Source organism: Ruegeria sp. BB9, assembly GCF_056539345.1.
Map to the genome: position 1 here is coordinate 560,558 of NZ_JBQFUU010000003.1, position 22,701 is coordinate 583,258.

Annotated in this window: 22 protein-coding genes and 1 tRNA gene; 15 read left to right on the plus strand and 8 right to left on the minus strand. The window is 64.0% G+C overall.

Annotated features, from left to right (window positions below; translation table 11 throughout):
• Positions 1 to 181: 181 nt before the first annotated feature.
• Genes ACR0FC_RS13630 through tsaD form a run of 4 tightly spaced genes read right to left on the minus strand, consistent with a single transcriptional unit; the run spans position 182 to position 2,931 of the window.
• Positions 182 to 604 (minus strand): EVE domain-containing protein, encoded by a 423-nt coding sequence (locus tag ACR0FC_RS13630; RefSeq protein ID WP_170340630.1) that lies wholly within the window; start codon positions 602 to 604, stop codon positions 182 to 184.
• Positions 604 to 873: a YciI family protein gene (locus ACR0FC_RS13635; protein ID WP_170340628.1), complete on the minus strand. Its 270-nt coding sequence runs from the start codon at positions 871 to 873 to the stop codon at positions 604 to 606. The genes ACR0FC_RS13630 and ACR0FC_RS13635 overlap by 1 nt, the downstream gene beginning before the upstream one ends.
• Before the next feature lies 1 nt (position 874).
• Positions 875 to 1,837 carry an NAD(P)H-dependent glycerol-3-phosphate dehydrogenase gene (locus ACR0FC_RS13640; RefSeq protein WP_170340626.1) on the minus strand — a complete coding sequence of 321 codons (963 nt, stop codon included), beginning with the start codon at positions 1,835 to 1,837 and terminating at the stop codon, positions 875 to 877.
• Positions 1,834 to 2,931 (minus strand): tRNA (adenosine(37)-N6)-threonylcarbamoyltransferase complex transferase subunit TsaD, encoded by a 1,098-nt coding sequence (gene tsaD, locus ACR0FC_RS13645; protein ID WP_170340625.1) that lies wholly within the window; start codon positions 2,929 to 2,931, stop codon positions 1,834 to 1,836. Before tsaD ends, ACR0FC_RS13640 begins: the two co-directional genes overlap by 4 nt.
• 97 nt (positions 2,932 to 3,028) lie before the next feature.
• Between tsaD and ACR0FC_RS13650 the strand changes: the two genes are divergently transcribed.
• Genes ACR0FC_RS13650 through ACR0FC_RS13660 form a run of 3 tightly spaced genes read left to right on the plus strand, consistent with a single transcriptional unit; the run spans position 3,029 to position 6,550 of the window.
• A complete protein-coding gene (locus ACR0FC_RS13650; protein ID WP_217358625.1) occupies positions 3,029 to 3,742 on the plus strand; it encodes a uroporphyrinogen-III synthase in 714 nt (237 codons plus the stop codon).
• Between the two features lie 53 nt (positions 3,743 to 3,795).
• A complete protein-coding gene (locus tag ACR0FC_RS13655) occupies positions 3,796 to 5,031 on the plus strand; it encodes a COG4223 family protein (protein ID WP_480656822.1) in 1,236 nt (411 codons plus the stop codon).
• Positions 5,032 to 5,041: 10 nt separating this feature from the next.
• Entirely contained in the window at positions 5,042 to 6,550 is a 1,509-nt protein-coding gene (locus ACR0FC_RS13660; protein ID WP_170340619.1) for a heme biosynthesis protein HemY, read from the plus strand.
• Here ACR0FC_RS13660 and ACR0FC_RS13665 read toward each other — a convergent pair.
• The 3 genes from ACR0FC_RS13665 to ACR0FC_RS13675 are packed head-to-tail and all read right to left on the minus strand — an operon-like array spanning position 6,547 to position 9,645.
• The gene (locus ACR0FC_RS13665) at positions 6,547 to 7,587 is read right to left on the minus strand and encodes an ABC transporter substrate-binding protein (RefSeq protein ID WP_170340617.1); all 1,041 of its coding nucleotides are present in this window, start codon (positions 7,585 to 7,587) and stop codon (positions 6,547 to 6,549) included. The two genes, ACR0FC_RS13660 and ACR0FC_RS13665, sit on opposite strands and share 4 nt — an antisense overlap.
• Positions 7,584 to 8,981: a sensor histidine kinase gene (locus ACR0FC_RS13670; RefSeq protein WP_170340615.1), complete on the minus strand. Its 1,398-nt coding sequence runs from the start codon at positions 8,979 to 8,981 to the stop codon at positions 7,584 to 7,586. Before ACR0FC_RS13670 ends, ACR0FC_RS13665 begins: the two co-directional genes overlap by 4 nt.
• The gene (locus ACR0FC_RS13675) at positions 8,974 to 9,645 is read right to left on the minus strand and encodes a response regulator transcription factor (protein ID WP_170340612.1); all 672 of its coding nucleotides are present in this window, start codon (positions 9,643 to 9,645) and stop codon (positions 8,974 to 8,976) included. The genes ACR0FC_RS13670 and ACR0FC_RS13675 overlap by 8 nt, the downstream gene beginning before the upstream one ends.
• A 157-nt stretch (positions 9,646 to 9,802) precedes the next feature.
• Here ACR0FC_RS13675 and ACR0FC_RS13680 point away from each other — a divergent pair, with 157 nt between their 5' ends.
• From ACR0FC_RS13680 to ACR0FC_RS13735, 12 genes are all read left to right on the plus strand, one after another.
• Positions 9,803 to 10,771, plus strand: coding sequence for a Bug family tripartite tricarboxylate transporter substrate binding protein (locus ACR0FC_RS13680; protein WP_170340611.1), 969 nt, complete (start codon positions 9,803 to 9,805; stop codon positions 10,769 to 10,771).
• A gap of 78 nt (positions 10,772 to 10,849) precedes the next feature.
• Positions 10,850 to 11,281, plus strand: a complete 432-nt coding sequence (locus ACR0FC_RS13685; protein ID WP_170340610.1) for a tripartite tricarboxylate transporter TctB family protein — start codon at positions 10,850 to 10,852, stop codon at positions 11,279 to 11,281.
• 9 nt (positions 11,282 to 11,290) lie between these two features.
• Positions 11,291 to 12,829, plus strand: coding sequence for a tripartite tricarboxylate transporter permease (locus tag ACR0FC_RS13690; RefSeq protein ID WP_093963852.1), 1,539 nt, complete (start codon positions 11,291 to 11,293; stop codon positions 12,827 to 12,829).
• A gap of 141 nt (positions 12,830 to 12,970) precedes the next feature.
• Positions 12,971 to 14,041: an MHYT domain-containing protein gene (locus tag ACR0FC_RS13695; protein ID WP_170341444.1), complete on the plus strand. Its 1,071-nt coding sequence runs from the start codon at positions 12,971 to 12,973 to the stop codon at positions 14,039 to 14,041.
• Positions 14,042 to 14,174: 133 nt separating this feature from the next.
• On the plus strand, positions 14,175 to 15,008 hold the full coding sequence (locus ACR0FC_RS13700; protein WP_170340608.1) for an FAD binding domain-containing protein: 834 nt from the start codon (positions 14,175 to 14,177) through the stop codon (positions 15,006 to 15,008).
• A 14-nt stretch (positions 15,009 to 15,022) separates the two neighbouring features.
• Complete coding sequence (locus tag ACR0FC_RS13705) at positions 15,023 to 15,517, plus strand: (2Fe-2S)-binding protein (RefSeq protein ID WP_093963851.1); 495 nt, start codon at positions 15,023 to 15,025, stop codon at positions 15,515 to 15,517.
• Complete coding sequence (locus ACR0FC_RS13710) at positions 15,514 to 17,931, plus strand: aerobic carbon-monoxide dehydrogenase large subunit (protein ID WP_170340606.1); 2,418 nt, start codon at positions 15,514 to 15,516, stop codon at positions 17,929 to 17,931. Before ACR0FC_RS13705 ends, ACR0FC_RS13710 begins: the two co-directional genes overlap by 4 nt.
• Before the next feature lie 168 nt (positions 17,932 to 18,099).
• On the plus strand, positions 18,100 to 18,900 hold the full coding sequence (locus ACR0FC_RS13715) for an AAA family ATPase (protein WP_254430801.1): 801 nt from the start codon (positions 18,100 to 18,102) through the stop codon (positions 18,898 to 18,900).
• Positions 18,900 to 20,090, plus strand: a complete 1,191-nt coding sequence (locus tag ACR0FC_RS13720) for a vWA domain-containing protein (RefSeq protein ID WP_170341443.1) — start codon at positions 18,900 to 18,902, stop codon at positions 20,088 to 20,090. The genes ACR0FC_RS13715 and ACR0FC_RS13720 overlap by 1 nt, the downstream gene beginning before the upstream one ends.
• Before the next feature lie 12 nt (positions 20,091 to 20,102).
• On the plus strand, positions 20,103 to 20,915 hold the full coding sequence (locus tag ACR0FC_RS13725; protein ID WP_170340602.1) for an XdhC family protein: 813 nt from the start codon (positions 20,103 to 20,105) through the stop codon (positions 20,913 to 20,915).
• Between the two features lie 106 nt (positions 20,916 to 21,021).
• Positions 21,022 to 21,474, plus strand: a complete 453-nt coding sequence (locus ACR0FC_RS13730; protein WP_093963846.1) for an SRPBCC family protein — start codon at positions 21,022 to 21,024, stop codon at positions 21,472 to 21,474.
• Positions 21,475 to 21,565: 91 nt separating this feature from the next.
• Positions 21,566 to 22,546 (plus strand): hypothetical protein, encoded by a 981-nt coding sequence (locus ACR0FC_RS13735; protein WP_170340600.1) that lies wholly within the window; start codon positions 21,566 to 21,568, stop codon positions 22,544 to 22,546.
• Positions 22,547 to 22,602: 56 nt separating this feature from the next.
• Here the strand turns inward: ACR0FC_RS13735 and ACR0FC_RS13740 are convergent.
• Positions 22,603 to 22,689, minus strand: a tRNA-Leu gene (locus ACR0FC_RS13740).
• Between the last annotated feature and the right edge of the window lie 12 nt (positions 22,690 to 22,701).

Below are 22,701 nucleotides of genomic sequence, written 5' to 3' on the forward strand. Positions count from 1 at the left end.
TCGGCGGGCGTTTTGCATTTGAATCATAATCTATTGATTTCATGTTTGAAAAACCGCCGCGCCTTGGGCTACGTTCAACCCGTGACCAGGACGGTCAGAACCAGAGATTTCTTTGCGTGTGGTGAGTAGGGAGCACGCGGGGTAGGGAAGGTTCTGCATCGTCAGGGCCTTCCCTTTTTTCTCAATCCGGCCGGGTCTGGCCCAGTTCGCAGATCACCGCCCATTCAGCATCCGAGACGGGCTGCACCGACAGGCGCGAGTTTTTCACCAGCACCATGTCGGCCAGCCGTGGATCGGCCTTGATCTGGTCCAGCGTGACCGGTTTGACGAAGGGGCGCACCGCCTTGATGTCCACGCAGTCCCACCGGTCGTCGTCGGTGGTGCTGTCGGGGTGGGCCTCGGCGCAGACCTCGACGATGCCGACGATCGCCTTGTCCTTCTGCGAATGATAGAAAAACCCCCGGTCGCCCAGCTTCATCTGCCGCATGAAATTGCGGGCCTGATAGTTGCGCACCCCGTCCCATTCCTCGCCCGCGTCGCCCTTGGCGACCTGCTGGTCCCAACTCCAGGTCGAAGGTTCGGATTTGAACAGCCAATACGCCATCAGCCGATGACCTTCTTCCACGGGATCAGCTCGACCGATTCGAACAGACCGGCCTTGGCATAGGGGTCGTTGTCGGCCCAGGCCTGTGCGGCGGCCAAGTCCTCGACATCCAGGATGACCAGCGACCCGATCATGGCATCGCCGTCCAGCAACGGCCCGGCCTGTGCGACCACGCCGGTTTCTTCGATATAGGCCAGGTGCGCGGCGCGGTTGTCCAGACGGGTCCGCAGGGCGCCGTCCATGTCGCGGGCGATCAGGGCGATAAGCATGTCATTCCTCCTTGAGTGGGCGATTGAGCAGGGACTGCAGGGCCTCGGCGACACTGTAGGCGCCACGGCTGAGCTGCGCCACCGTCTGGCAGATGGGCATGTCCAGCCCCTCGGCCGCGGCGATGGCGGCCATTGCATTTGCCGTGGCCACGCCTTCGACGGTAGTCGCGGCGTCAAAGGACTCGCTGCGGCCCAGCGACAGGCCGAACCGGAAGTTGCGCGACAGGTCGGACGAGCAGGTCAGGACCAGATCGCCCAGACCCGACAGGCCCATCAGGGTCTCGGGCCGGGCGCCGCGCATCGCGGCAAAGCGCTGCATCTCGGCAAAGCCGCGGGTCATCAGGGCCGCGCGGGCGCTGTCCCCCAGACCCGCGCCGATGCAGGCTCCGCAGGCGATGGCCATCACGTTCTTCAGTGCGCCGCCCAGTTCGGCCCCGGTCACGTCGGTGGTTCGGTAGAGCCGCAGGTTGGCGGTGGTCAGGGCCTGTTGCAGCCGGGTGCCCAAATCCACGTCGGCGCAGGCCAGTGTCAGCGCCGTCGGCAACCCGCGGGCAATGTCATCGGCAAAGCTGGGCCCGGTCAGCAGGGCGGTGCAGGCGCTGGGCAGCACCTGTTCGATCACGGCAATCGGACCCAGGCCGGTGGATAGCTCGATGCCCTTGCAACAGGCCACAAGGTTGCGACCCTGCAAGTCTGCCGCATGGTCCGACAGGACATCGCGCAGCTTTTGCATGGGCACCGCCAGCAGCAACACGTCGCTCTGACAGGCCAGGGTGATTTCGGCGGTCACGGTGATGGCGTCGGGCAGGGCGACCCCCAGCAGGCGGGTGTCATTGCGGCGGGTCGCCTGCATCGTCTGCGCCTGTTCGTCCGACCGGGCCCACAAGGTGACCGGACCCTTGCCCGCCAGCGAAATCGCCAGCGCGGTGCCGAAGGCGCCCGACCCAAGGACCGAGACACTCATGCCTTGGCCCCCTTGCGCCCACCGCCCAGCATGGCCGGGCTGGTTTGATCCAGCGGCCAGCGGGGTCGGGCGGTCAGGTCCAGCCCGTCGCGCGCGCCCAGCCGGAACCGTTCCAACCCTGCATAGGCGATCATTGCCGCATTGTCGGTGCAAAGGTGTAGCGGCGGGGCGGTAAACCGCGCGCCGGCATCCGCCGAAACAGACTCTAACGACGTCCGAATTGCGGTGTTGGCGGCAACGCCCCCGGCCACGGCAATCACCGGCTCGGCAGGGTTGGTTTCAAGATACAGGGCGATGGCGCGGCGGGTTTTTTCGGCCAGCGTATCCACGACCGCCTGCTGGAACCCGGCGCACAGATCGGCGCGGTCCTGACGCGTCAGCCCGCCCTTGTCGGCCACGATCTGGTCGCGCATCCGCATCAAGGCGGTCTTGAGCCCGGAAAAGGACAGATCGCATCCGGGCCGGTCCAGCAGCGGCCGCGGGAAGCGAAAGCGTTTGGGGTCGCCATCGCGCGCCTCGGCCTCGACCGAGGGGCCGCCGGGCTGGGGCAGGCCCAACAGGCGCGCGGTCTTGTCGAAGGCCTCGCCGGGGGCGTCGTCGATGGTGCCGCCCAGCCGGGTGAACCGCTCGGGGCCGTGGGCGATCAGGTATTGGCAGTGCCCGCCGGACACCAGCAGCATCAGGTAGGGAAAGGCGATCCCGTCCGTCAGGCGCGGGGTCAGCGCATGGCCGGCCAGGTGGTTGACGCCGATCAGCGGCAGACCGGTGGCCGCGCTGATCCCCTTGGCGCACATCACGCCGGACATGACCCCGCCGATCAGCCCTGGCCCGGCGGTTACGGCCACAGCGTCCATGTCCTGCAGGGTCAGGCCCGCCTGCTCCAAAGCCTGCTGCACGCAGACATCCAGCTTTTCGGCATGCGCGCGGGCCGCGATCTCGGGCACTACGCCGCCAAAGGCACTGTGCAGGTCCGTCTGGCCATGCACGACCGAAGACAGAACCTGCACCGGTTCGCCCTCGGTCTGCCGCACCACGGCCGCCGCCGTGTCGTCGCAGCTGCTTTCCAATCCCAGAACGGTAAGTGTTTGCACCATCGGCCTGAACCATTGCATCATGATCTGGTCGCGGGGTATCACCCCGCGCCGCAGCAAACAATCCTCAAGGCCCGATCGCCCGCCCGTGTACCTGTTGATGACCCGCCCCCGCGCCGCCTCGGAAAGGTTCGTGGCGCAGCTGCCCGAACGCATACGGTCGCGGGTTCAGGTGATCTATTCCCCGCTGCTGGATATCCGACCGATGGAACAGGCGGTGGACACGACTGGAATTCGGGGCCTGATCTTCACCTCGGCCAATGGCGTGGCGGCCGCCGCGGCGCAGGATGTGCGCCGGGATCTACCCGCCTATTGCGTGGGGCCGGCCACCACCGAAATGGCCCGCCAGGCCGGGTGGGAGGCCCGAATGGCCGGCGAAACCGCCGAGGAACTGGTCGCCAAACTGCTCAAAGAGCGCCCGGACAGCCCGCTGCTGCATCTGCGCGGCGAACACAGCCGGGGAAACATCGCGGCCCGGCTGACCGAACTGGGCCTGACCGTGCGGGAACAGCCGGTTTATCGCCAGCTGCTGCTGCCTTTGACGCCCGAGGCCCGGGCGGCTGCGGCTGGTTCGGCCCCTGTGATTGCCCCCTTGTTCTCGCCGCGAACCGCGCGACAATTTGCCGACCTTTGGCCCGGACCGGCACCGCTTTTGGTCGCCGCGATGAGCGGCCCGACCGCCGAGCCCCTTGAAAACTTGGCGATTGCCCGTTTGCGGATTGCCAAACGCCCGACGCCCAAGAAAATGCGGAAAGCCGTGAAAAAACTCGTTAAATACGCGATCCGGCTTGAGGGTGCGATGGGCGCGGATTAACTTGGACGCGTCTGCGCGTCAGGTTTTATGGGAATCGACAGGGGGAAGTGACGGTGGCTGCCAAGAAAGACACAGACCAGAAACCGGCCGACGACCCCAAGGTCGATGAGGTGCCCGAAGCGGTCGACGCCAAGACTGACGCCTACACGCTTGACCCGGAAGATCGGGTTGAACAAAGCCCTTCCGAAGCCGAAGCCGAAGCCGAAGCCGAAGCCGAAGCCGAAGCCGAAGCCGAAGCCGAAGCCGAAGCCGAAGCCGAAGCCGAAGCCGAAGCCGAAGCCGAAGCCGATCGGGCTACGGCAACCGATCAGCAATCTGAGGCCAAGCGAAGCGGGTTCATGCCGGCGCTGATTGGTGGCGTTATCGCGGCGGCGCTGGGGTTCGCCGCGGGACGCAGCGATCTGCTTTGGCCGGCAGGGTCCGATCCGTCCGAGGCGATTGCGGCGCTTGAGACCAAGCTGTCCGACCAGGCTCAGCGACTCGCCGACCTGAGCAAGCAATTGTCTGAAGTTCCCGACCCGTCCGCAGATATCGCGGCGCTGAGCGCCAAGCTGACGCCGATCGAAAGCGACCTTTCCGCGCTCAAATCCAATGTCGACGATCTGTCCGGCAAGCTCGACCCCTTGGCGCAACGCCTCGCACAGCTTGAGGCGCGTCCGTTGACCGATGCGGCCTCGCCCGAGACCGTTGCGGCCGTCGAGGCCGAGCTGAAAAAGCTGCAGGACTCACTGGCCGCCCAGCGTGCCGAAGTCGAAAAGATGGTCGCCGAAGCGCAAACCCTGGATGCGCAAGCCCAGGCCCGGGCACAGGCGGCAGAGAATCTGGCCGTGCTGTCCAAGATTCAGGGTCAATTGGATGCCGGCGCACCCTATGCCGATCTGGTGGCCCAGTTGCAGACCGGCAGCGTGCAGGTGCCAGAAGCCCTGTCCGCTCCGGCTGGCGAAGGTGTGCCGACACTGACGGATCTGCGCGAGAGTTTTGCGCCCGCCGCCCGAACTGCGCTGGCCGATGCGCGCGAATCCGACAAAGGAACGGGCCTTGTCGCCTTTCTTCAGCGACAGACCGGCGCCCGGTCCGTCTCGCCAAAAGATGGCAATGATCCCGACGCTATCCTGTCACGAGCGGAGGCTGCGTTGGGCAAAGGTGACATCAGCACGGCTTTGACCGAGCTGGGCGCGCTACCGGAAGCGGCGCAGCCAGCCATGGCCGAATGGATCGCGGCTGCCAAATCCCGCCAATCCGCGGTCGAAGCCGCCAATGCGCTTGTGACAAGCGTGAACTCGAACTGAGGGGCCTGCCATGCTCTGGTCATTGTTGAAAATCCTGGTTTTTGTCGCGATCGTCGGCCTTCTGGCCATGGGGGCAGGCGTTCTGATGGAAACCAGCGGTGGCATCCAGATCACCGCGATGGGAACCGAGGTCACGCTCAGCCCGCTGCAGTCGGTGATTGCGCTGGGCCTGCTGGTTCTGGCGGTTTGGCTGTTTTTCAAGCTGCTCAATCTGCTGATTGCGACCCTGAAATTCCTCAACGGTGATGAGACTGCCCTTTCGCGCTATTTCGACCGCAGCCGCGAGAAACGGGGCTATCAGGCGCTGGCTGACGGATTGATGGCGCTGGCTTCGGGCGAAGGGCGGACGGCCATGACGATGGCGCACAAGGCAGAACGGCTGCTGAACAAGCCGGAACTGACGAACCTTCTGGTGGCCCAGGCAGCGGAAATGGTCGGTGACACCAAGAAGGCCTCGGAAACCTATAAGAAACTGGTGACGGATCAGGCCACACGGTTCGTCGGCGTGCGCGGAATCATGAAACAGAAGTTGGCCGAGGGCGACGATGAAACCGCGCGCAAACTCGCCGAAAAGGCACTGGCGCTGAAGCCGCGGCATCAGGAAACGCAGGATGTGCTTCTGAAACTGCAGACCAAGGCGCAGGACTGGGCCGGCGCACGGTCGACCCTGACCGCCAAGTTGAAGTCCGGCGCGCTGCCGCGTGATGTGTTCAAGCGGCGCGACGCTGTTCTGGCCCTGTCCGAGGCCAAAGGAATTCTGGATGAAACCGCCAGTGTCGAACAGCAGGAGCGCGCGATCGAGGCGAACCGCCTCTCACCCGACCTGGTGCCGGCGGCCGCCATGGCCGCACGGGCCTACATCGCCAAGGGCAAGCCGCGCGCCGCGACAAAGATTCTCAAAAAAGCATGGGAGGCACAGCCGCATCCGGATCTGGCCCATGCCTTTGTCGAGATCGTGCCCGACGAAACCGCCGAGGAGCGGGTCAAGCGCTTTACGGCATTGACGCGCATCCATCCCGAACATCTGGAAACCCGCCTGATCCTGGCCGAGCTGAACATCGTCGCCGAAGATTTTCCCGAGGCCCGCCGGGCGCTTGGAGATGTGGTCGAGAAAGGTGCCGATGCCCGAGCCTATACCCTGATGGCTGCCATCGAGCGTGGCGAAGGGGCCTCGGACGCGGTGGTTCAGGGCTGGCTGGCCAAAGCGTTGAATGCGCCGCGCGGGCCGCAATGGGTCTGCGACAACTGCCATGACATCCAGGCTGAATGGGCGCCGGTCTGCCCCAACTGTCACAGCTTTGACACGCTCAGCTGGCAGACTCCCAAAACCCCCGAGATCGCCACGGCGACGGGTGTTCACATGCTGCCTCTGATCGTAGGGACTCTGGAAGACCGGTCGGATATGGCCGAGGACGCCGAGATCGAGGATATCCCCGAGCCTGAGATTGTCGACGCCAGCATGGCAGATCAGGTACCCGAAGAGCCTGAGACCGAAGACGCCGGACCAAAACTCGCCTAGCGGGCGGTTTCGACGTCAAACGCGTCGTTCCACAGTTTGAACAACTCCGCCCGTCGGTTCGGGTCGCTGGCCACCAGCAGGGCAGGCGACAGAGGGATGAACCGTCGTGCGCTGGGCGTCAGTCCGGTCTCGACCGAGTCCATTCGGGACACAAGCCCCGAGGTTGCGAGCAAGTCCTGCGCCCGGGCAGAGAGCAGGAAATCCAGCAAACGGGCTGCGGCGGCACTGTTGCCTGCATTCTTCGGGATCAGAAAGGCGCGGGACAGGACGAGGGTGTAGTCCTCGGGCAGGATCACCCCAACCGCGGGGTCCTGGGCATTCGCGACATAAGAGCCAAGCACGTTGTAGGCGATCAGGAACCGGCCCTCGGCAACGTCGCGAATGATCTCGGCGGAACAACAGGTGGCGATGGCATCTATGCGCGCGAAACCTTCGATCAGTGACCCGAAGGTGGTGGCCTCGAGACTGTCTCCATAGGCAAACAGATACCCCAGCCCCGAGGCCGCGATGTCGTAGGTCGCCACGCGGCCGCGCAGCAGGTCGGGGCGGGTGCGCATCGCGTCCAGCAGGGCAAAGCGGCTGCGCGGCACCTCCAGATCGTCCAGACGATCCTTGTTGTAGACGATGACGGCGGGTTCGGTGGTGATCCCCCACAGCTCGTCCCGCCAGCGCCGGGCTGGGGGCAGGGCCTGCGTCAGGGCCGAGCTGTAGCGGTGGGCGCAGGCGGCATTCACCAACCAAACCATCTGCTGGACCGCCGAGGAGAACACCGCATCGGCCGGGCTGTCGCCGGTCTTGCAGGCCGTCTTGCTGTGCTGGAACAGCGCGTTCGAGCCCCATTGTTCATAGGTGATGGTCAGGTCGGGGTTTTGCGCCGCGAACTGTTCCATCACCGGGCGAATGATCCCGATATCCGTGGTCGAGCGCACCAGCAGGGGGGTGGGCCCGGTGCCGAATTCGGTCACCGCCTCCTGCGCCGCGGTGCGGGTACCCGGCATCAGCACGCACAGGGCCAGCGCGATCAGAAACCGTATCATGCGCCTGTTCCTTCGGTGGCCGCCGGAAAGCTGAGCGATACGCGAAACCCGTTATCTGTGCGGGTCATCTCGACGGTGCCGTCAAAGGCTTCGGCGGTGGATTTGACGATCGACAGGCCCAGACCGCTGCTGTCCTCGCCCGAGCCTGCGTTGCGGTTGAACCGGTCGCCCAGTCGGGCAGAGACCGACATGTCCGGCCCAGGGCCGCTGTCGCGCACCCACAGAACGGCGCGGCCACCGTCCAGGCTGGCCCCGATGCTGACCGGGGCCTTGCCGTGGCGCAGCGCGTTGCCCAGCAGGTTCTTGGTGGCCTCGCCCAGCGAGAATGCATCGCCCCGCACCCAGACCGGGTCTTCCCCGATTTTCAGATGCACCTCGACACCGGGGGCGATCACCTCGTGGTCGCTCTGCTCCAGCGCCTCGAGCGCCACTTCGCGCAGATCGACCGGCAGGCGCGGGGCGCTGTCGATGCGGTGGATGACCATCGCGCGCGACAATAGCTGATCCAGAAGTGTCCCGAGCGACCGCGTACGGTTCAGCAGCCGGTCCAACGCGCGGTGGCGAGCCGGGGCATCCGGATCCGCCTGCGCGATTTCGGCCTGCACCCGGATCGCCGCGACCGGGGTGCGCAACTGATGGGCGGTGTCGGCGATCAGGTTGCGCATCGACAGTACCTGCCGGTCCAGCCGTCCCATGAACCGGTTCATCGCCGCAATCATGACCTGCAATTCGCGCGGCAGCCCGTCGCTGGCCACGGGCGTCAGGTCATAGGGGTCGCGGCGGATCAGGTCATCCGACATCGCCTCGAGCGGGCGCAGCGCCGAGCGGGTGACGAACCACGACATGATCAGCAGCAAGGCACCCGCCACCGCCATCGGCAGCAGCGCGTCCAGCATCAGCCCGGCGGTCATCGCGCGCCGCGCCAGCAAGGTCTGCCCGACCACGATTTCGACCTCGCCCGAGAAGTCGCGCTCGGCGAACAGGCGGGGCAAACGGACGAACCGGGCCGGTTCCCCGTTCAGGTCTGCCGCGAAATACTGGGCCGACTGGCTGACGGGCTGCGGGGCCGCGATCACCGTGTCCGGGTCCAGCCCGGTGATGAAGCGCCCGTCGGGCCCGCGCACCGCGTAATAGATCCGGTCATCCGGGGCCTGGGCCAGCAGTTCAAAGGCCGAAACCGGCAGGTCAACGATGGGCTGGCCGTCCTGGATGCGCACGGATTCGGCGATGTCGCTGGCCGCGCCCAGCAGCAGCCGGTCATAGGCCTGACGGGCCGCCAGCCGGCCGTTGGCCCAGATCGACAGGCCGACCAGCACGCCGCCCAGAACAAGGATCAGCATCACCGCGCTCAGCACCCGGGCGGTCAGGCTGTGGGGCAGGGGCGGCCTAACCATGCAGGCCGATCCGGTACCCGACCCCGCGCTGGGTTGTGATGGTCACACCGCTGCCCGAGAATTTCTTGCGCAGCCGGGCGATATACAGCTCGATCGCGTTCACGCCCACATCGGCATCCTCGAACCCGTAAAGCGAGTCGTACAGCCGCGCCTTAGACAGGAACTGCCCCTCGTGCCGGATCAAGGCGTCCAGCACGGCGGCCTCGCGTGCGGTCAGGTTCAGGCGTTTGCCGCCCAGCGTGGCGCTGCGGTCCTTGGGGGCATAAACCAGCGGGCCCAGCGTGATCTGTTCGCTTTTACGGTCGGCATCTCGGCGCACCAGCGCGCGCAGCCGCGCCTCGAGCTCGCGCTGGTCGAAGGGTTTGCCCAGGTAATCGTCGGCCCCTTTGTCCAGCGCGGCGACCCGGTCCTCGACCGCAGTCAGTGCGGTCAGCATCAAGACTGGAATGCGGTCACCCCCGCCACGGATTTCGTCCAGAAAGCCCAAGCCTGACCCGTCGGGCAGGTTGATGTCCAGCAGGATCGCGTCATAGCCCTGGACCGCGCGGAAATCGCGCGCGGCCTCGACCGAGGTCGCCAGATCGCACACGACACCGGACCGGCCCAGATGGGCCACGACGCCCTCGGCCAGATCCTCGGCATCTTCGATCATCAATACACGCATTATCCCCCCGAACGCCCGTCGGAACATGACAGGTTCGTGACAGCATTATTCGTTAAAGAAAAACAACCTGCAAGGAAGGGCTGCGCGCCCGGCTCCCTGCAGGGACCGGTTTCGTCTGTGTAACAGCAGGCCAAGAAGACCCTAGGAGGAGAACCAAATGAAACTGTTTGGAACCGGCGGCATCGTAGCCGCTGCCGTATTCGCCCTGACCGGCTTTGCCGCCAGCGCTCAGGAATGCATTGCACCGGCCAACCCCGGTGGTGGTTGGGACTTTACCTGCCGTCAGGTGGGCAAGTCGCTGCAGGATCTGAACCTGATCGACCAGACCATGCAGGTCGTGAACCTGGCCGGTGGCGGCGGTGGCGTGGCCTTTGCCGAGGTGGTGAACAAGCGCAATGACGACAACAACCTGATTGTCGCCGCAAGTGCCGCAACTGCAACCCGTCTGGCCCAGGGCGCCTATCCGGGCAACACTATGGATCAGGTCCGCTGGCTGGCCGCGATCGGCGCCGACTATGGCGTGATCGCCGTGGCTGCCGACAGCCCGGTCAACACCCTGCCCGAGCTGCTGGACCAGATCAAAGCCGACCCGTCCTCGGTTTCGGTCGCGGGCGGCTCGGCCGTGGGTGGCTGGGACCACCTGAAGGTGCTGATTGCGGCCAACGCCTATGGCATCGACGATGTCCGCGCGGTCAAGTACATCGCCTTTGACGGCGGCGGCGAGGCGGTGACCCAGCTGCTGGCCGGCTCGGTCCAGGCCTTCACCGGTGACATTTCCGAAGCCAAGGGTTTCGTGGATTCCGGCGACATCAAGGTGATCGCGGTTCTGGCGCCCGAGCGTCTGCCCGGCGAATTCGCCGACTTCCCGACCGCCAAGGAACAGGGTGTGGATGCCATCGGCGCCAACTGGCGCGGCTTCTATGCTCCAGGCGGCATGTCGGACGAGGCCTACAACGACTGGGTCGCAAAAATCGGTGACCTGTATGCGTCGGACGAGTGGAAAGAAGTGATGGCCGCCAACGGTCTGGCTCCGCTGGACCTGCAGGGCGAGGACTTCCAGAACTTCGTTGCCGAGTCCGTCGGTCAGATCCAGACCATCTCGAAAGAGATCGGGATCATCAAGTAACCGCACCACTCACGTGCAGGCGGGTGCCGCGACAGCGTGGCGCCCGCACTTTTTCTACCCGAACAACAGGAGACACCGATGAGTGACCGCATCTTCGGGGTTGTCGGACTTCTTCTTGCCATTGGTTTCGCGATATCCGCGCTGGCGATCGAAGAAAGCTTTCTGTCCGATGCCGTTGGGCCCAAGGCCTTTCCTTTGATCATCGCCGCCATTCTGGGCGTGTCTAGCGCGGTGATCGCCCTGCGCCCGGACGCCGAGCCGGAATGGCCGGCCCTTGGCCGTCTGGTCGAGATCGCCGCCGCGGTGGTGGTCATGATCCTGTATGCCGAATTGCTGCCCGAGCTGGGCTTCGTCATCGCAACGGCCTTTGCCGCGGCCTACCTGGCCTGGCGATTGGGGTCCGGCCCAATCGAAAGCGTTCTGGTCGGCGTGGGCACCTCGGTTGGCATCTACGTCATTTTCCATCTGGTTCTGGGCCTGTCGCTGGCCAAAGGGCCGCTGGGTTTCTAGGGGGCGATCATGGAAACTTTTGCATCCTTGGCCGATGGGTTCGCCATCGCGCTGACTTGGCAGAACCTGATGCTGGCCCTGTTGGGCTGCTTTCTGGGCACGGTCATGGGCGCGCTGCCGGGGCTGGGCCCGTCGAACGGCGTGGCCATCCTGATCCCGCTGGCCTTCACGTTGGGGCTGGGCGCGACACCGTCGCTGATCCTGCTGACCAGTGTCTATTACGGGGCGATGTACGGGGGGCGGATCTCGTCGATCCTGCTGAACATCCCCGGCGACGAGCCTGCGATGATGACCTGTCTGGATGGGCATCCCATGGCCAAGAAAGGCCTGGCGGGTGAGGCTCTTTCGCTGTCCGGTATCGCCTCGTTCGTCGGCGCGTTCCTGGCGACCTGGGGCCTAATCCTGCTGGCGCCTCAGCTGGTCAAAGTGGCATTGCTGTTCGGCCCGGCCGAATATTTTGCCCTTTTCGCGCTGGCGTTCATGACGCTGGGCGGTGTGTCGTCGACCAACCAGGCCAAATCGGCCTTTGCCGCCGCGCTGGGGCTTGGGCTGGCGACCATCGGTGTTGATACCCAAACGGGCGTGCCGCGCTTTACCTATGGCGAGGTGCATCTGTACGACGGGATCGATTTCTTGGTGGCCATCGTCGGCCTGTTCGCCCTGTCCGAGGTGTTCATTTTCCTCGAACACCGGCATGGCGGGTCTGACGCCGAGGGCAGCAAGCTGAAAATCGGCAAGCTCTACCCTCCGATGTCGATGATCAAGAGCTGCACTCCGACGATGCTGCGCACCTCGTTCCTGGGCTTCATCGCCGGGGTTCTTCCCGGGGCCGGGGCATCACTGGGGTCGTTCATTTCGTACTCGATGGAAAAGCGGCTGGTGGACAAGAAAAACACCTTTGGCACCGGTGATCCGCGCGGCGTGGCCGCGCCCGAGGCTGGCAACAACGCCGCCGCCGGAGGCGCATTGGTACCGATGCTGGCGCTGGGCGTTCCGGGATCGGGTACCACGGCGGTGCTGCTGGCGGTGCTGCTGGCGCTGAACATCACGCCCGGGCCGCTGCTGTTCACGCAGAACCCGGATGTGGTCTGGGGCCTGATCGCGGCGCTGTTCATCGCCAACTTCATGCTGCTGGCCATGAACATCCCCATGGTGGGCCTGTTCACCCGCGTGCTGATGATCCCGTCGCGCATCCTGATGCCGATCGTGGCCATGGTCAGCTTTGTCGGCATCTACGGCATTTCCGGGTCCAGCTTTGACCTACTGGTGATGATCGGGTTCGGCGTGATGGGCTGGGTCCTGCGCAAGCTGGACGTGCCACTGGTGCCGATCATTCTGGGTACCCTGCTGGGCAACGCGATGGAGAACAACCTGCGTCGCGCCGTGACCATCGACAATGGCAACTGGTGGACGCTGATCGACAGCCCGCTGTCCATCGGGTTGTGGACAATCGCGATCATCGGCTTTGTCCTGCCCCTGATCGTGGGCGCCCGGGTCAAGGCCAAGATGCACCAGCGTCGTGACGAAGAAGGCGCGATTAGCGATTGATCTGCCTGCCCGCCGCCCGCCGAAATGGTCGGGCGGCGGATCTTTTGCCAGCCCGTGACCCGCAGGGTCCGCCTGCCGATTGTCCCAGACACGTCGCTTTGCTAACGTCACTCTCGCGTCGGGGAGGGCGTGCAAACCGAAATGCTGGATTACTCGCATAACGCTTGGCTCGTGGCGGCCTCGTTGGCCGTCGCACTCATGGCCGGGTTCACGGGCCTGTATCTGACGCATGGCGCCTCAAAGCTGGATGACCAGAGGCGGAAGTTCGTTGTCGCCTTGGCCGCGGTCATTCTGGGCGGCGGCATCTGGTCGATGCATTTCGTGGCCATGCTGGGCCTGCAACTGCCGATCCTTTTTTATTATGACGCGTTGATCACCCTGATCTCGGCCCTGGTCGCCATTCTGATGGTCGGGCTGGCGTTGCTGCTGTTGCACTTCCGCGCGCGTAGCCCGAGCACGATTGTCGGCGCGGGCATTATCGTGGGTCTTGGTATCGTGGTCATGCACTATATCGGCATGGCCGGGATGGAGCTGTGCCGCCCCGTCTACACCGCATCAGACGTTGCGATCGCGACCGTGGCTTCGGTGGTGCTGTCAGTGCTGGCGATCTGGGTTGCCTACGACAATCGCACCCAGCGCAATATCCTGCTGGGCACCGTCTGTTTCGGCCTGGCTGTGTTCACCATGCACTTCGTCGCCACGGGCCTGACCGATTTTACCGCCAGTGACAATGCAGGTGGCGCGGGCCCGGCTTTGAACAACCAGATTCTTGCGATGGGGGTGACCGTTGCGGTGTTCCTGATTTGCGGGGCATTCCTGCTGACCGGGATCACCTTTATCGGGCCCGAGCCGGCGGCCGAAGCGCCGCAGCCGGCTCTGCGCGCCGGCGTCCCGTTTGAGCGCGAGGGCCAGACCTTTTTCACCGAACCGGCGCGCATCGCCGCCATTCGGGCCGAGGGGCACTACACCGTTTTGTACATGGGCGCCGAGAAACTGTTCTGCCCATGGTCGATCACCGAGGCCGAAACCCGCTTGAAACCAGACGGCTTTTTGCGGGCCCACCGAAGTTACCTCGTGAACCCCAGACACGTTTCCCGGTTTGAGCGGCACAAGGACAACGGCACCTGTTATTTCGACCAGGTCGATGCGCTCAGCAAGGTGCCGGTCAGCCGATCCCGCCTGACGGACATCCGCGAGGCGCTGGGCCTCTGATCGCAACTCGTGCAGCCCATTCGCATTTCGTGAAACAACCCGCGCGCCCCGTTCCTGCGCGATAGCCTGCGCACGCCCTCAGGACTTTCCTTATTCCCAGGGCCCCGACTTGAACGGGCCAAGGGAGGAAAACATGATACCAGCCGGTTTCGAGTATCACCGGCCAGGCGACGTCGCCTCGGCCATCGGCATTCTGCAGGAACACGGGGACGAGGCGCGCGTGATCGCAGGCGGGCACAGTCTGATCCCGATGATGAAACTGCGCATGGCCGAGATGGGCCATTTGGTCGACCTGCAGGCCATCGAGGAACTCAAAGGCATCGAAGTCGGGTCCGATACCGTGACCCTGGGCGCGATGGTCACGCAGCACGAATTGATCACCCATGACGGTCTGGCCGACGCGATCCCGCTGATCCGCGAAGCGGCTCTGCAGATCGCGGATCCGCAGGTGCGATACATGGGAACGGTCGGCGGGAACGTAGCCAACGGGGATCCGGGCAATGACATGCCGGGTCTGATGCAGTGCCTGAACGCGTCGTTCGAACTGTCCGGCCCTGACGGCACCCGCAGCGTCCCGGCCCGCGATTTCTACGAGGCGGCCTATTTTACCGCCCGCGAGGACGAGGAGATCCTGACACGGATTTCCATCCCTGTTCCCGGCCCCGGTATCGGGCAGGCCTACGAAAAGCAGAAACGCAAGATCGGCGACTACGCAACCGCGGCCGCCGCAGTGATGGTTGGCAACGGTCAGGCATCGGTGGCGATGACCAACCTGTCCGACACGCCCGTCTGGTCTGACGCGGCCAGCGCGGCACTGGCTTCGGGCGATGTCGACGGCTGCGTGGCCGCGATGCTCGAGGCGATTGACCCGGTGGCCGACAACCGCGGGCCCGTCGAATTCAAGAAACACGTGGCCGCCGTGATGCTGCGCCGCGCCATCGACCGTGCGCAGAGCCGCGCGGGCTGAGGGGAGGAACACAGATGTCGAAGATGCATGTCAAACTCACCGTGAACGGCAAGCAGGTCGAGGGCCTGGCCGAGCCGCGCACGTTGCTGATCCACTTCCTGCGGGAGGATCTGAAGATCACCGGCCCGCATATCGGTTGCGAAACCAGCCACTGCGGTGCCTGCACCGTGGATATCGATGGCAAATCCGTCAAATCCTGCACGACCTTCGTGGCGCAGGTGAACGGGGCCGATATCACGACCGTCGAAGGGCTGACCAATGACGACGGCAGCCTTGGTGTGCTGCAGGAAATGTTCCGCGAGCATCACGGGCTGCAGTGCGGTTTCTGCACGCCGGGCATGATCACCCGTGCGCATCGCCTGCTGCAGGAAAACCCCAACCCGACCGAAGAAGAAATCCGATTTGGCATGGCCGGCAATCTCTGCCGCTGCACCGGGTACCAGAACATCGTCAAGGCGATCTCGGCCTCGGCTGACATGCTGAACGCGCAGAAGGAGGCCGCGGAATGAACGACCAGACCATGACCCCCGAAGAACGCGCCGCCAACCTCAAGGGGATGGGCAGCTCGCGCAAACGCGTCGAGGACGTGCGCTTTACCCAAGGCAAGGGCAACTACGTCGATGACATCAAGCTGGACGGAATGCTGTTCGGCGCCTTTGTCCGTTCACCCTATGCCCATGCCCGGGTTGTCAGCGTCAACAAAGAGGCCGCTCTGGCCGTGCCAGGTGTCGTGGCCGTTCTGACGGCCGAGGACTTGGCGCCGCTGGGTCTGCACTGGATGCCCACGCTCGCCGGCGACAAGCAGATGGTGCTGGCCGATGGCAAGGTTCTGTTCCAGGGCCAGGAGGTGGCCTATGTGGTTGCCGAAGACCGCTATGTCGCCGCGGATGCTGTCGAACTGGTCGAAGTCGAATACGAGGAACTGCCGGTTCTGACCGACCCGTTCGAGGCGCTGAAGTCCGACGTGGTGCTGCGTGAGGATCTCGAGGGTCAGACAGAAGGCGCCCACGGGCCGCGCAAGCATCACAACCACATCTTCACCTGGGAACAGGGCGACAAGGACGCGACCGAAGCCGTTCTGGCCGAAGCCGATGTGGTGGCCGAGGAAATGGTCTACTACCACCGCACCCACCCCTGTCCGCTTGAGACCTGCGGCTGCGTGGCCAGCATGGACAAGGTGACCGGCAAGCTGACGCTGTACGGCACCTTCCAGGCGCCGCATGCGATCCGCACCGTCGTGTCCCTGATTTCGGGCCTGGCCGAGCACAATATCCGGGTGATCAGCCCCGATATCGGTGGCGGCTTTGGCAACAAGGTGGGCGCTTATGCGGGTTATGTCTGCTCGGTCGTGGCCTCGATCGTCACCGGTCAGCCGGTGAAATGGGTCGAGAACCGGATGGAAAACCTGATGTCCACCGCCTTTGCCCGCGACTACTGGATGCAGGGCAAGATCGCCGCCACCAAAGACGGCAAGATCACGGGCCTGTGGTGTCATACAACCGCGGACCACGGGGGGTTCGACGCCTGCGCTGACCCGACCAAGTTCCCGGCCGGGTTCATGAACATCTGCACCGGGTCTTACGACATCCCGACCGCCTATCTGGCCGTGGACGGCGTCTATACCAACAAGGCGCCGGGGGGTGTGGCCTATCGCTGTTCCTTCCGCGTGACCGAGGCCGCCTATTTCATCGAGCGGATGATCGAGGTTCTGGCCATCAAGTTGAACATGGACGCGGCCGAGCTGCGCCGGATCAACTTCATCAAGGCCGATCAGTTCCCCTATCAGTCGGCGCTGGGATGGGAATATGACTCGGGCGATTACCACACCGCCTGGGACAAGGCGCTTAAAGCGGTCGACTATGACGGCTTGCGCGCCGAGCAGGCCCAGCGGATCGAGGATTTCAAAGCCGGCAAGACGCGCAAGCTTCTGGGGATTGGTCTGACGCATTTCACCGAAATCGTCGGGGCAGGGCCTGTGAAGAACTGCGATATTCTAGGCTTGGGGATGTTCGACAGTTGCGAAATCCGCATCCACCCGACCGGGTCAGCCATCGCGCGGTTGGGCACGATCTCTCAGGGCCAGGGTCACGCCACGACCTTTGCCCAGATCATCGCCAGTGAGATCGGTCTTCCAGCCGACGACATCACGCTGGAGGAAGGGGACACCGACACCGCGCCCTATGGCTTGGGCACCTATGGCTCTCGGTCCACGCCGGTTGCGGGGGCTGCAACAGCCATGGCTGCACGCAAGATCCGCGCCAAGGCGCAGATGATCGCGGCCTATCTGCTTGAGGTTCACGACGACGATGTCGAATGGGACGTGGACCGGTTCGCGGTCAAAGGCGCCCCCGAGCGGTTCAAGACGATGAAAGAGATCGCCTTTGCCGCCTACAACCAGGCCATCCCGGGGTTGGAGCCGGGTCTGGAAGCCGTCAGCTACTATGACCCGCCCAACATGACCTATCCGTTCGGCGCCTATATCTGTGTCATGGAGATCGATGTGGATACCGGTGAATGGGAGGTCCGGCAGTTCTATGCGCTGGACGATTGCGGAACCCGGATCAACCCGATGATCATCGAAGGTCAGGTTCATGGCGGTGTGACCGAGGCGCTGGCCATCGCGATGGGGCAAGAGATTGCCTATGATGAGATGGGCAACGTCAAGACCGGCACGCTGATGGACTTCTTCCTGCCGACCGCGTGGGAAACGCCCAACTATACGACGGATCACACGGTGACCCCCTCGCCGCATCATCCGATCGGCGCAAAGGGTGTCGGCGAAAGCCCGAATGTGGGCGGCGTGCCGGCGTTCTCGAATGCGGTGCACGATGCGTTCCGGCCGTTTGGCCTGGTTCAGAGCCACATGCCGCATGACCATTGGCGGATCTGGAAGATCGCCAACGGCTTGGGGATGCACGGGTAACCGGTTTCGGACCGGCGGGGCCCGGTCCGACCGAATGGAGGGGGTGCTGACCCCCTCCGACCCCCTCGAGATATTTTGGTCAAACGAAGATTGGACCCTGGTGTGACACTGAGTGACGTTCAGAACGGTTTGGCCCAACAGGGCTATGTTGCCGACGACCGATTGGCGATGGCGTTGCATTTGGCCCAGACCCTGGGACGACCTCTGCTGCTGGAGGGTCCGGCCGGTGTCGGCAAGACCGAAGTGGCCAAGGCGCTGGCGGCGTGGCGCGACGCCCGTTTGATCCGCTTGCAGTGTTACGAAGGGTTGGACGCCAGTCACGCGATTTATGAGTGGAACTACCAGCGGCAGCTGCTGGCCATCCGAGCCTCCGAGGCGCGCGGCGGAACCAGCGAGGCCCAACTGTTTTCCGACGACTATCTGCTGAAGCGGCCGTTGCTGGAGGCGATCAGCGCCGATGATCCGCCCGTTCTGCTGATCGATGAGATCGACCGGGCCGATGAAGAATTTGAGGCCTACCTGCTTGAAATCCTGTCGGACTTTCAGATCACGATCCCGGAACTGGGGACGATTTCCGCCAAAACGCGACCCATCGTCATTCTGACCGCAAACGGGACGCGCGATCTTTCGGATGCGCTGCGGCGGCGGTGTCTTTACAGCTTTTTGAACTATCCGTCCGGCGAGACCGAAATGGCCATACTGCGGGCCCGGATGCCCGAAGTCGAAGGGCTGCTGGCGCGGCAGATCATCGGAGTGGTTCAGAACCTGCGCAAGGAAGATCTGGAAAAGACACCCGGCATTGCCGAAATGCTCGACTGGGCCGCGGCCCTGTCGGGTCTTGGCGTGAATGATCTGTCCCAAACGCCCGAGGCCGTACAGGCCACACTGGTCTGTCTGCTGAAGACCGCTGCGGACTATGATGCCGTTCCACCCGAGGTGATGGATCGCCTGATCGGAAAGGTCGCGTGATGCAGGTAACACGGTTTCCATCGCGAGCGCACGGATTGGCCGACCGTATGGCAGGATTCGTGGCGCATCTGCGCGGGAACGGTTTGCGGGTCGGACCGCGTGAGACCGGAGATGCGCTGGCCGCACTGGCCTCGGTCGAGGCCACCGATGTCGGACAGGCGCGGGATGCCTTGTGTGCCCTGATGTCCGGGGATGCCGAGGATTGGCGGCGCTTTGACGATTTGTTCGATGCCTATTGGTTCAACGCGGGCAAGCAGCGGAGCGGTGTCGCACAGAACACCCATGTCAGGGTCCAGTCGGCCAAGCCGATGATCTGGCAGACCGAAGATCGCGGAGATTCCGCTGACGATTCCCCCGACGCGCAGGATGCCAGCACCCCGGATTCCGGGGATGGACAGGCCGAAGGAACGGACGGGAAGCTGATCGCAACACGGACCGACAACCTGTCACGCCGGGATCTGCGCGAGTTGATGGATGAGCAATCCCTGCGCCGGGCCGAAGCCGCGGCCCTCGCCCTGGCGCGGGCGATCCGGGATCGACGTTCGCGCAGGCGCAAACAGGCGCGGCGGGGTCCGGCGCTGGACATGCGTCGCATCCAGCGGGCGAGCCTTGCGCGCGGAGGCGAGCCTTTGGAGCTGTTTCGCCGTGCCCGACCGCCACGCCCGATGCGGATCGTCGCGCTGTGCGATGTCAGCGGGTCCATGACCGTCTATTCGCGTATATTTCTGGCCTTTCTCAAGGGCCTTGTGGCCAGCGGAACGGATGCGGATGCCTATCTGTTTCACACGCGGTTGATGCGGGTCACCGATGCATTGCGGGACCACGACACCTTGCGCGCCGCTGGGCGGTTGTCGCTGATGGCCGAAGGTTTTGGCGGCGGCACGGACATCTCCGGCAGTCTCGAAAGGTTTCTGGACGGATATGGTGCACGGGCGCTGAATGGGCGCACCATCGTGCTGATCCTTTCGGATGGCTATTGCAGTTCTGACCCGCAGGCGCTGGGCGCGGCTTTGGCGAGGATCCGGCGCAAGGCGCGCCGGATCGTCTGGCTGAACCCCCTGAAAGGTTGGGAGAATTATCAGCCCGTTGCCGCCGCCATGCAGGCCGCCTTGCCCCATCTTGATGCGCACCTTCCGGCAAACACGCTCGACGCGCTGGCCGCGTTGGAGCCCGAGTTTCAAAAGTTGTGAGAGGAACCGATCATGCCTGGTTTCGACATTTTCGACACGATTGACCAGTTGCGCAGCAGCGGCGAGGCGTTCTGCGTCGCAACGGTGGTGCGGACGGCAGATGCGACCTCGGCCAAGGCGGGCGCCAAGGCGGCGATCACCCGGGACGGGCGGATCCTCGGCCATTTGGGCGGAGCCTGTGTCCAGCGTGCGGTGCGCGCCTCGGCACAGGAAGCGCTGGCCAGCGGTGCGTCGCGGATGATCCGCGTGAAACCCTCGGACAAGGTGGTGGCAATGACCGATCCGGATGGCGTTCAGACCTTCAAGAGTGGCTGCCCATCCGGCGGTACGGTCGATCTGCTGGTCGAACCCTATCAACACGCACCCCGCCTGGTGATTTTTGGCGATACCCCGATTGCCCATGCGTTGGCGGCTCATGCGGCATTGGCCGGGTTGCGCGTGTTCGTGTCGTTCGAGACCAGCGACGAAGCGGCGCAATCGTGTTTCGACCCAGACGACGTGGATGCGTTGGGGGTTGAGCCCCGCGATTTTGTGGTCGTCGCCTCGCAAGGCCAGAACGACAGGGCAGCGTTGGCCTCGGCGCTGGGTACGCCGGCAAGGCGGGTGTCGATGGTGGCCAGCCAGCGCAAGGCGAAGGTTCTGACGGACAGGTTGGTATCGCAGGGCATGGACGCCGAAAAAGTTGCGCGCCTGAAGTCGCCCGCGGGGCTGGATATCGGGGCCATTGATCCGCACGAAATCGCCTTGTCGATTCTGGCCGAGATCGTGCGCTGGCGAAATGCGAACACCGCCGAGGAGACAACTCATGATGAAAAACTTGCGTAGCTGGGTGGCGCGGCTATGGCCGCCCCGGCCCGCTCAAACCCCCGAGGATGCCGCGGAACAGGCGCTACGCGTCTTTCCCAGATGTTGCTGAGCAGAGGAATACCCAATGGAACTGACTGACGAAATTCGCATCGCGGCCCCCCGGGACGCGGTCTATCGCGCGCTGAACGATCCCGAGGTTCTGCGGGAATGCATCCCCGGCTGCGAAGAGCTGACCCAGACCGCCCCCAACGAGCTTGAGGCCAAGGTGGTTCTGAAAATCGGTCCGGTGAAGGCGCGTTTCGCTGGCGAGGTGACGCTGGACCAGACCAACGCACCCGACGGGTTTTCGCTGGTGGGCGAGGGCAAGGGCGGAGCCGCAGGTTTTGCCAAGGGTGGTGCGGACGTCACGCTGACCGAAGATGGTGATGAGACCGTTCTGACCTATACCGCCAAGGTCGATGTCGGGGGCAAGATCGCCCAGTTGGGCAGTCGTCTGATTGCCGGAACGGCCAAGAAGCTCTCGGGCAAGTTCTTCACCCGGTTCGGCGAAGTCGTTGCCGCGCAAACCGCTGCCTGACGCAGGCGCCCGGCGCCGTTCCGGTTGACGAATTGCGTGAGGGGGGTATGCACCTGCATAGTGTTTGGTGCTGATGCAGCAGGAGACAATGGTGCCCCCCACCTCGAAAATTGCCGAACTTGAGAATTGGCTGGTGATGAAGCCAGGTGATCTCAATTCGATTCGTCAGCTGGTCACACGGCTGGAACATGCGCCCAAGGCTCCGGGTTCGGCCGGGCGATTTTCTGCCGCACAAGCGGACATCGTTACCTCGCTGGGCGCCGATTGGCAGGCGGATCTATTTGAGCCCGAGCACATGGTCAAACAGTACCGCGCATGGTTGGCTGCATTGCGAAGCCGCGGCGTTTCGCAAGCGGTGCCGATCGGGCAGGTCTTTTCCGGGCGCGTTATCAAGGTACGCGGGCAGAACGCCTATTGCGGAGTTTTTCTGGACTTCTTCAAAGAGACCGGCGCCATCCCGGCGCTGTGCAATGACTGCTACAAGGTGCAGATTTTGCCGCATGACCTGCGTGCAATGTTCCAGACCTATGCCCTGCTGCTTAAGCTGGATCTACCCAATGACAACGCCCGCAAATGCATGATCGAGCTGCGCGACGGGATCAAATTTCCGTACAAGGCCTATATCTATTGCGACACCGTTGATGACGTGCGCGCCTGCCTGCAGGCGTTCCGCGATCTTCAGGCCAAGCATGGGATTGAAGGAATCAGCAGCAAGATCTCGCACGGATGTTCGGAATACGGGCAGAAGTATCCAGCATTCAAATTTCCGGAAACCGATGACGCGCCCGAGTTCGTTCCCGATCCGCAATGGCCCGCTATCGAAAAGGCCTATTTCAGGTCGATCAAGCTTCCGGCACAGACCCGGGACAGCAACACCCGTGGGCATGTGAGCCTGCGCGATGTCTTCGCCTTCTGCACATGGGTCAAATACGCCGACCTGATCGGCGACCCGACCAGCGAGGCCTACGCGGCGCTGCGCGGACCGGACCTTCCCCAGCAATTCATCAAGCGGGTGCGGTCTCAGGCAAAGATCCGTCGCCGCGAGATGGAGGAATTGCAGAAGACGGAATGAGAGCCGACCACCCGTTCGAGGGTGGTTTGCGCGGTCGTCATATCTGTTCGGGGATATGGTGCCCAGGAGAGGACTCGAACCTCCACGTCCATACGGACACTAGCACCTGAAGCTAGCGCGTCTACCAATTCCGCCACCTGGGCAGGTGTCGTGGA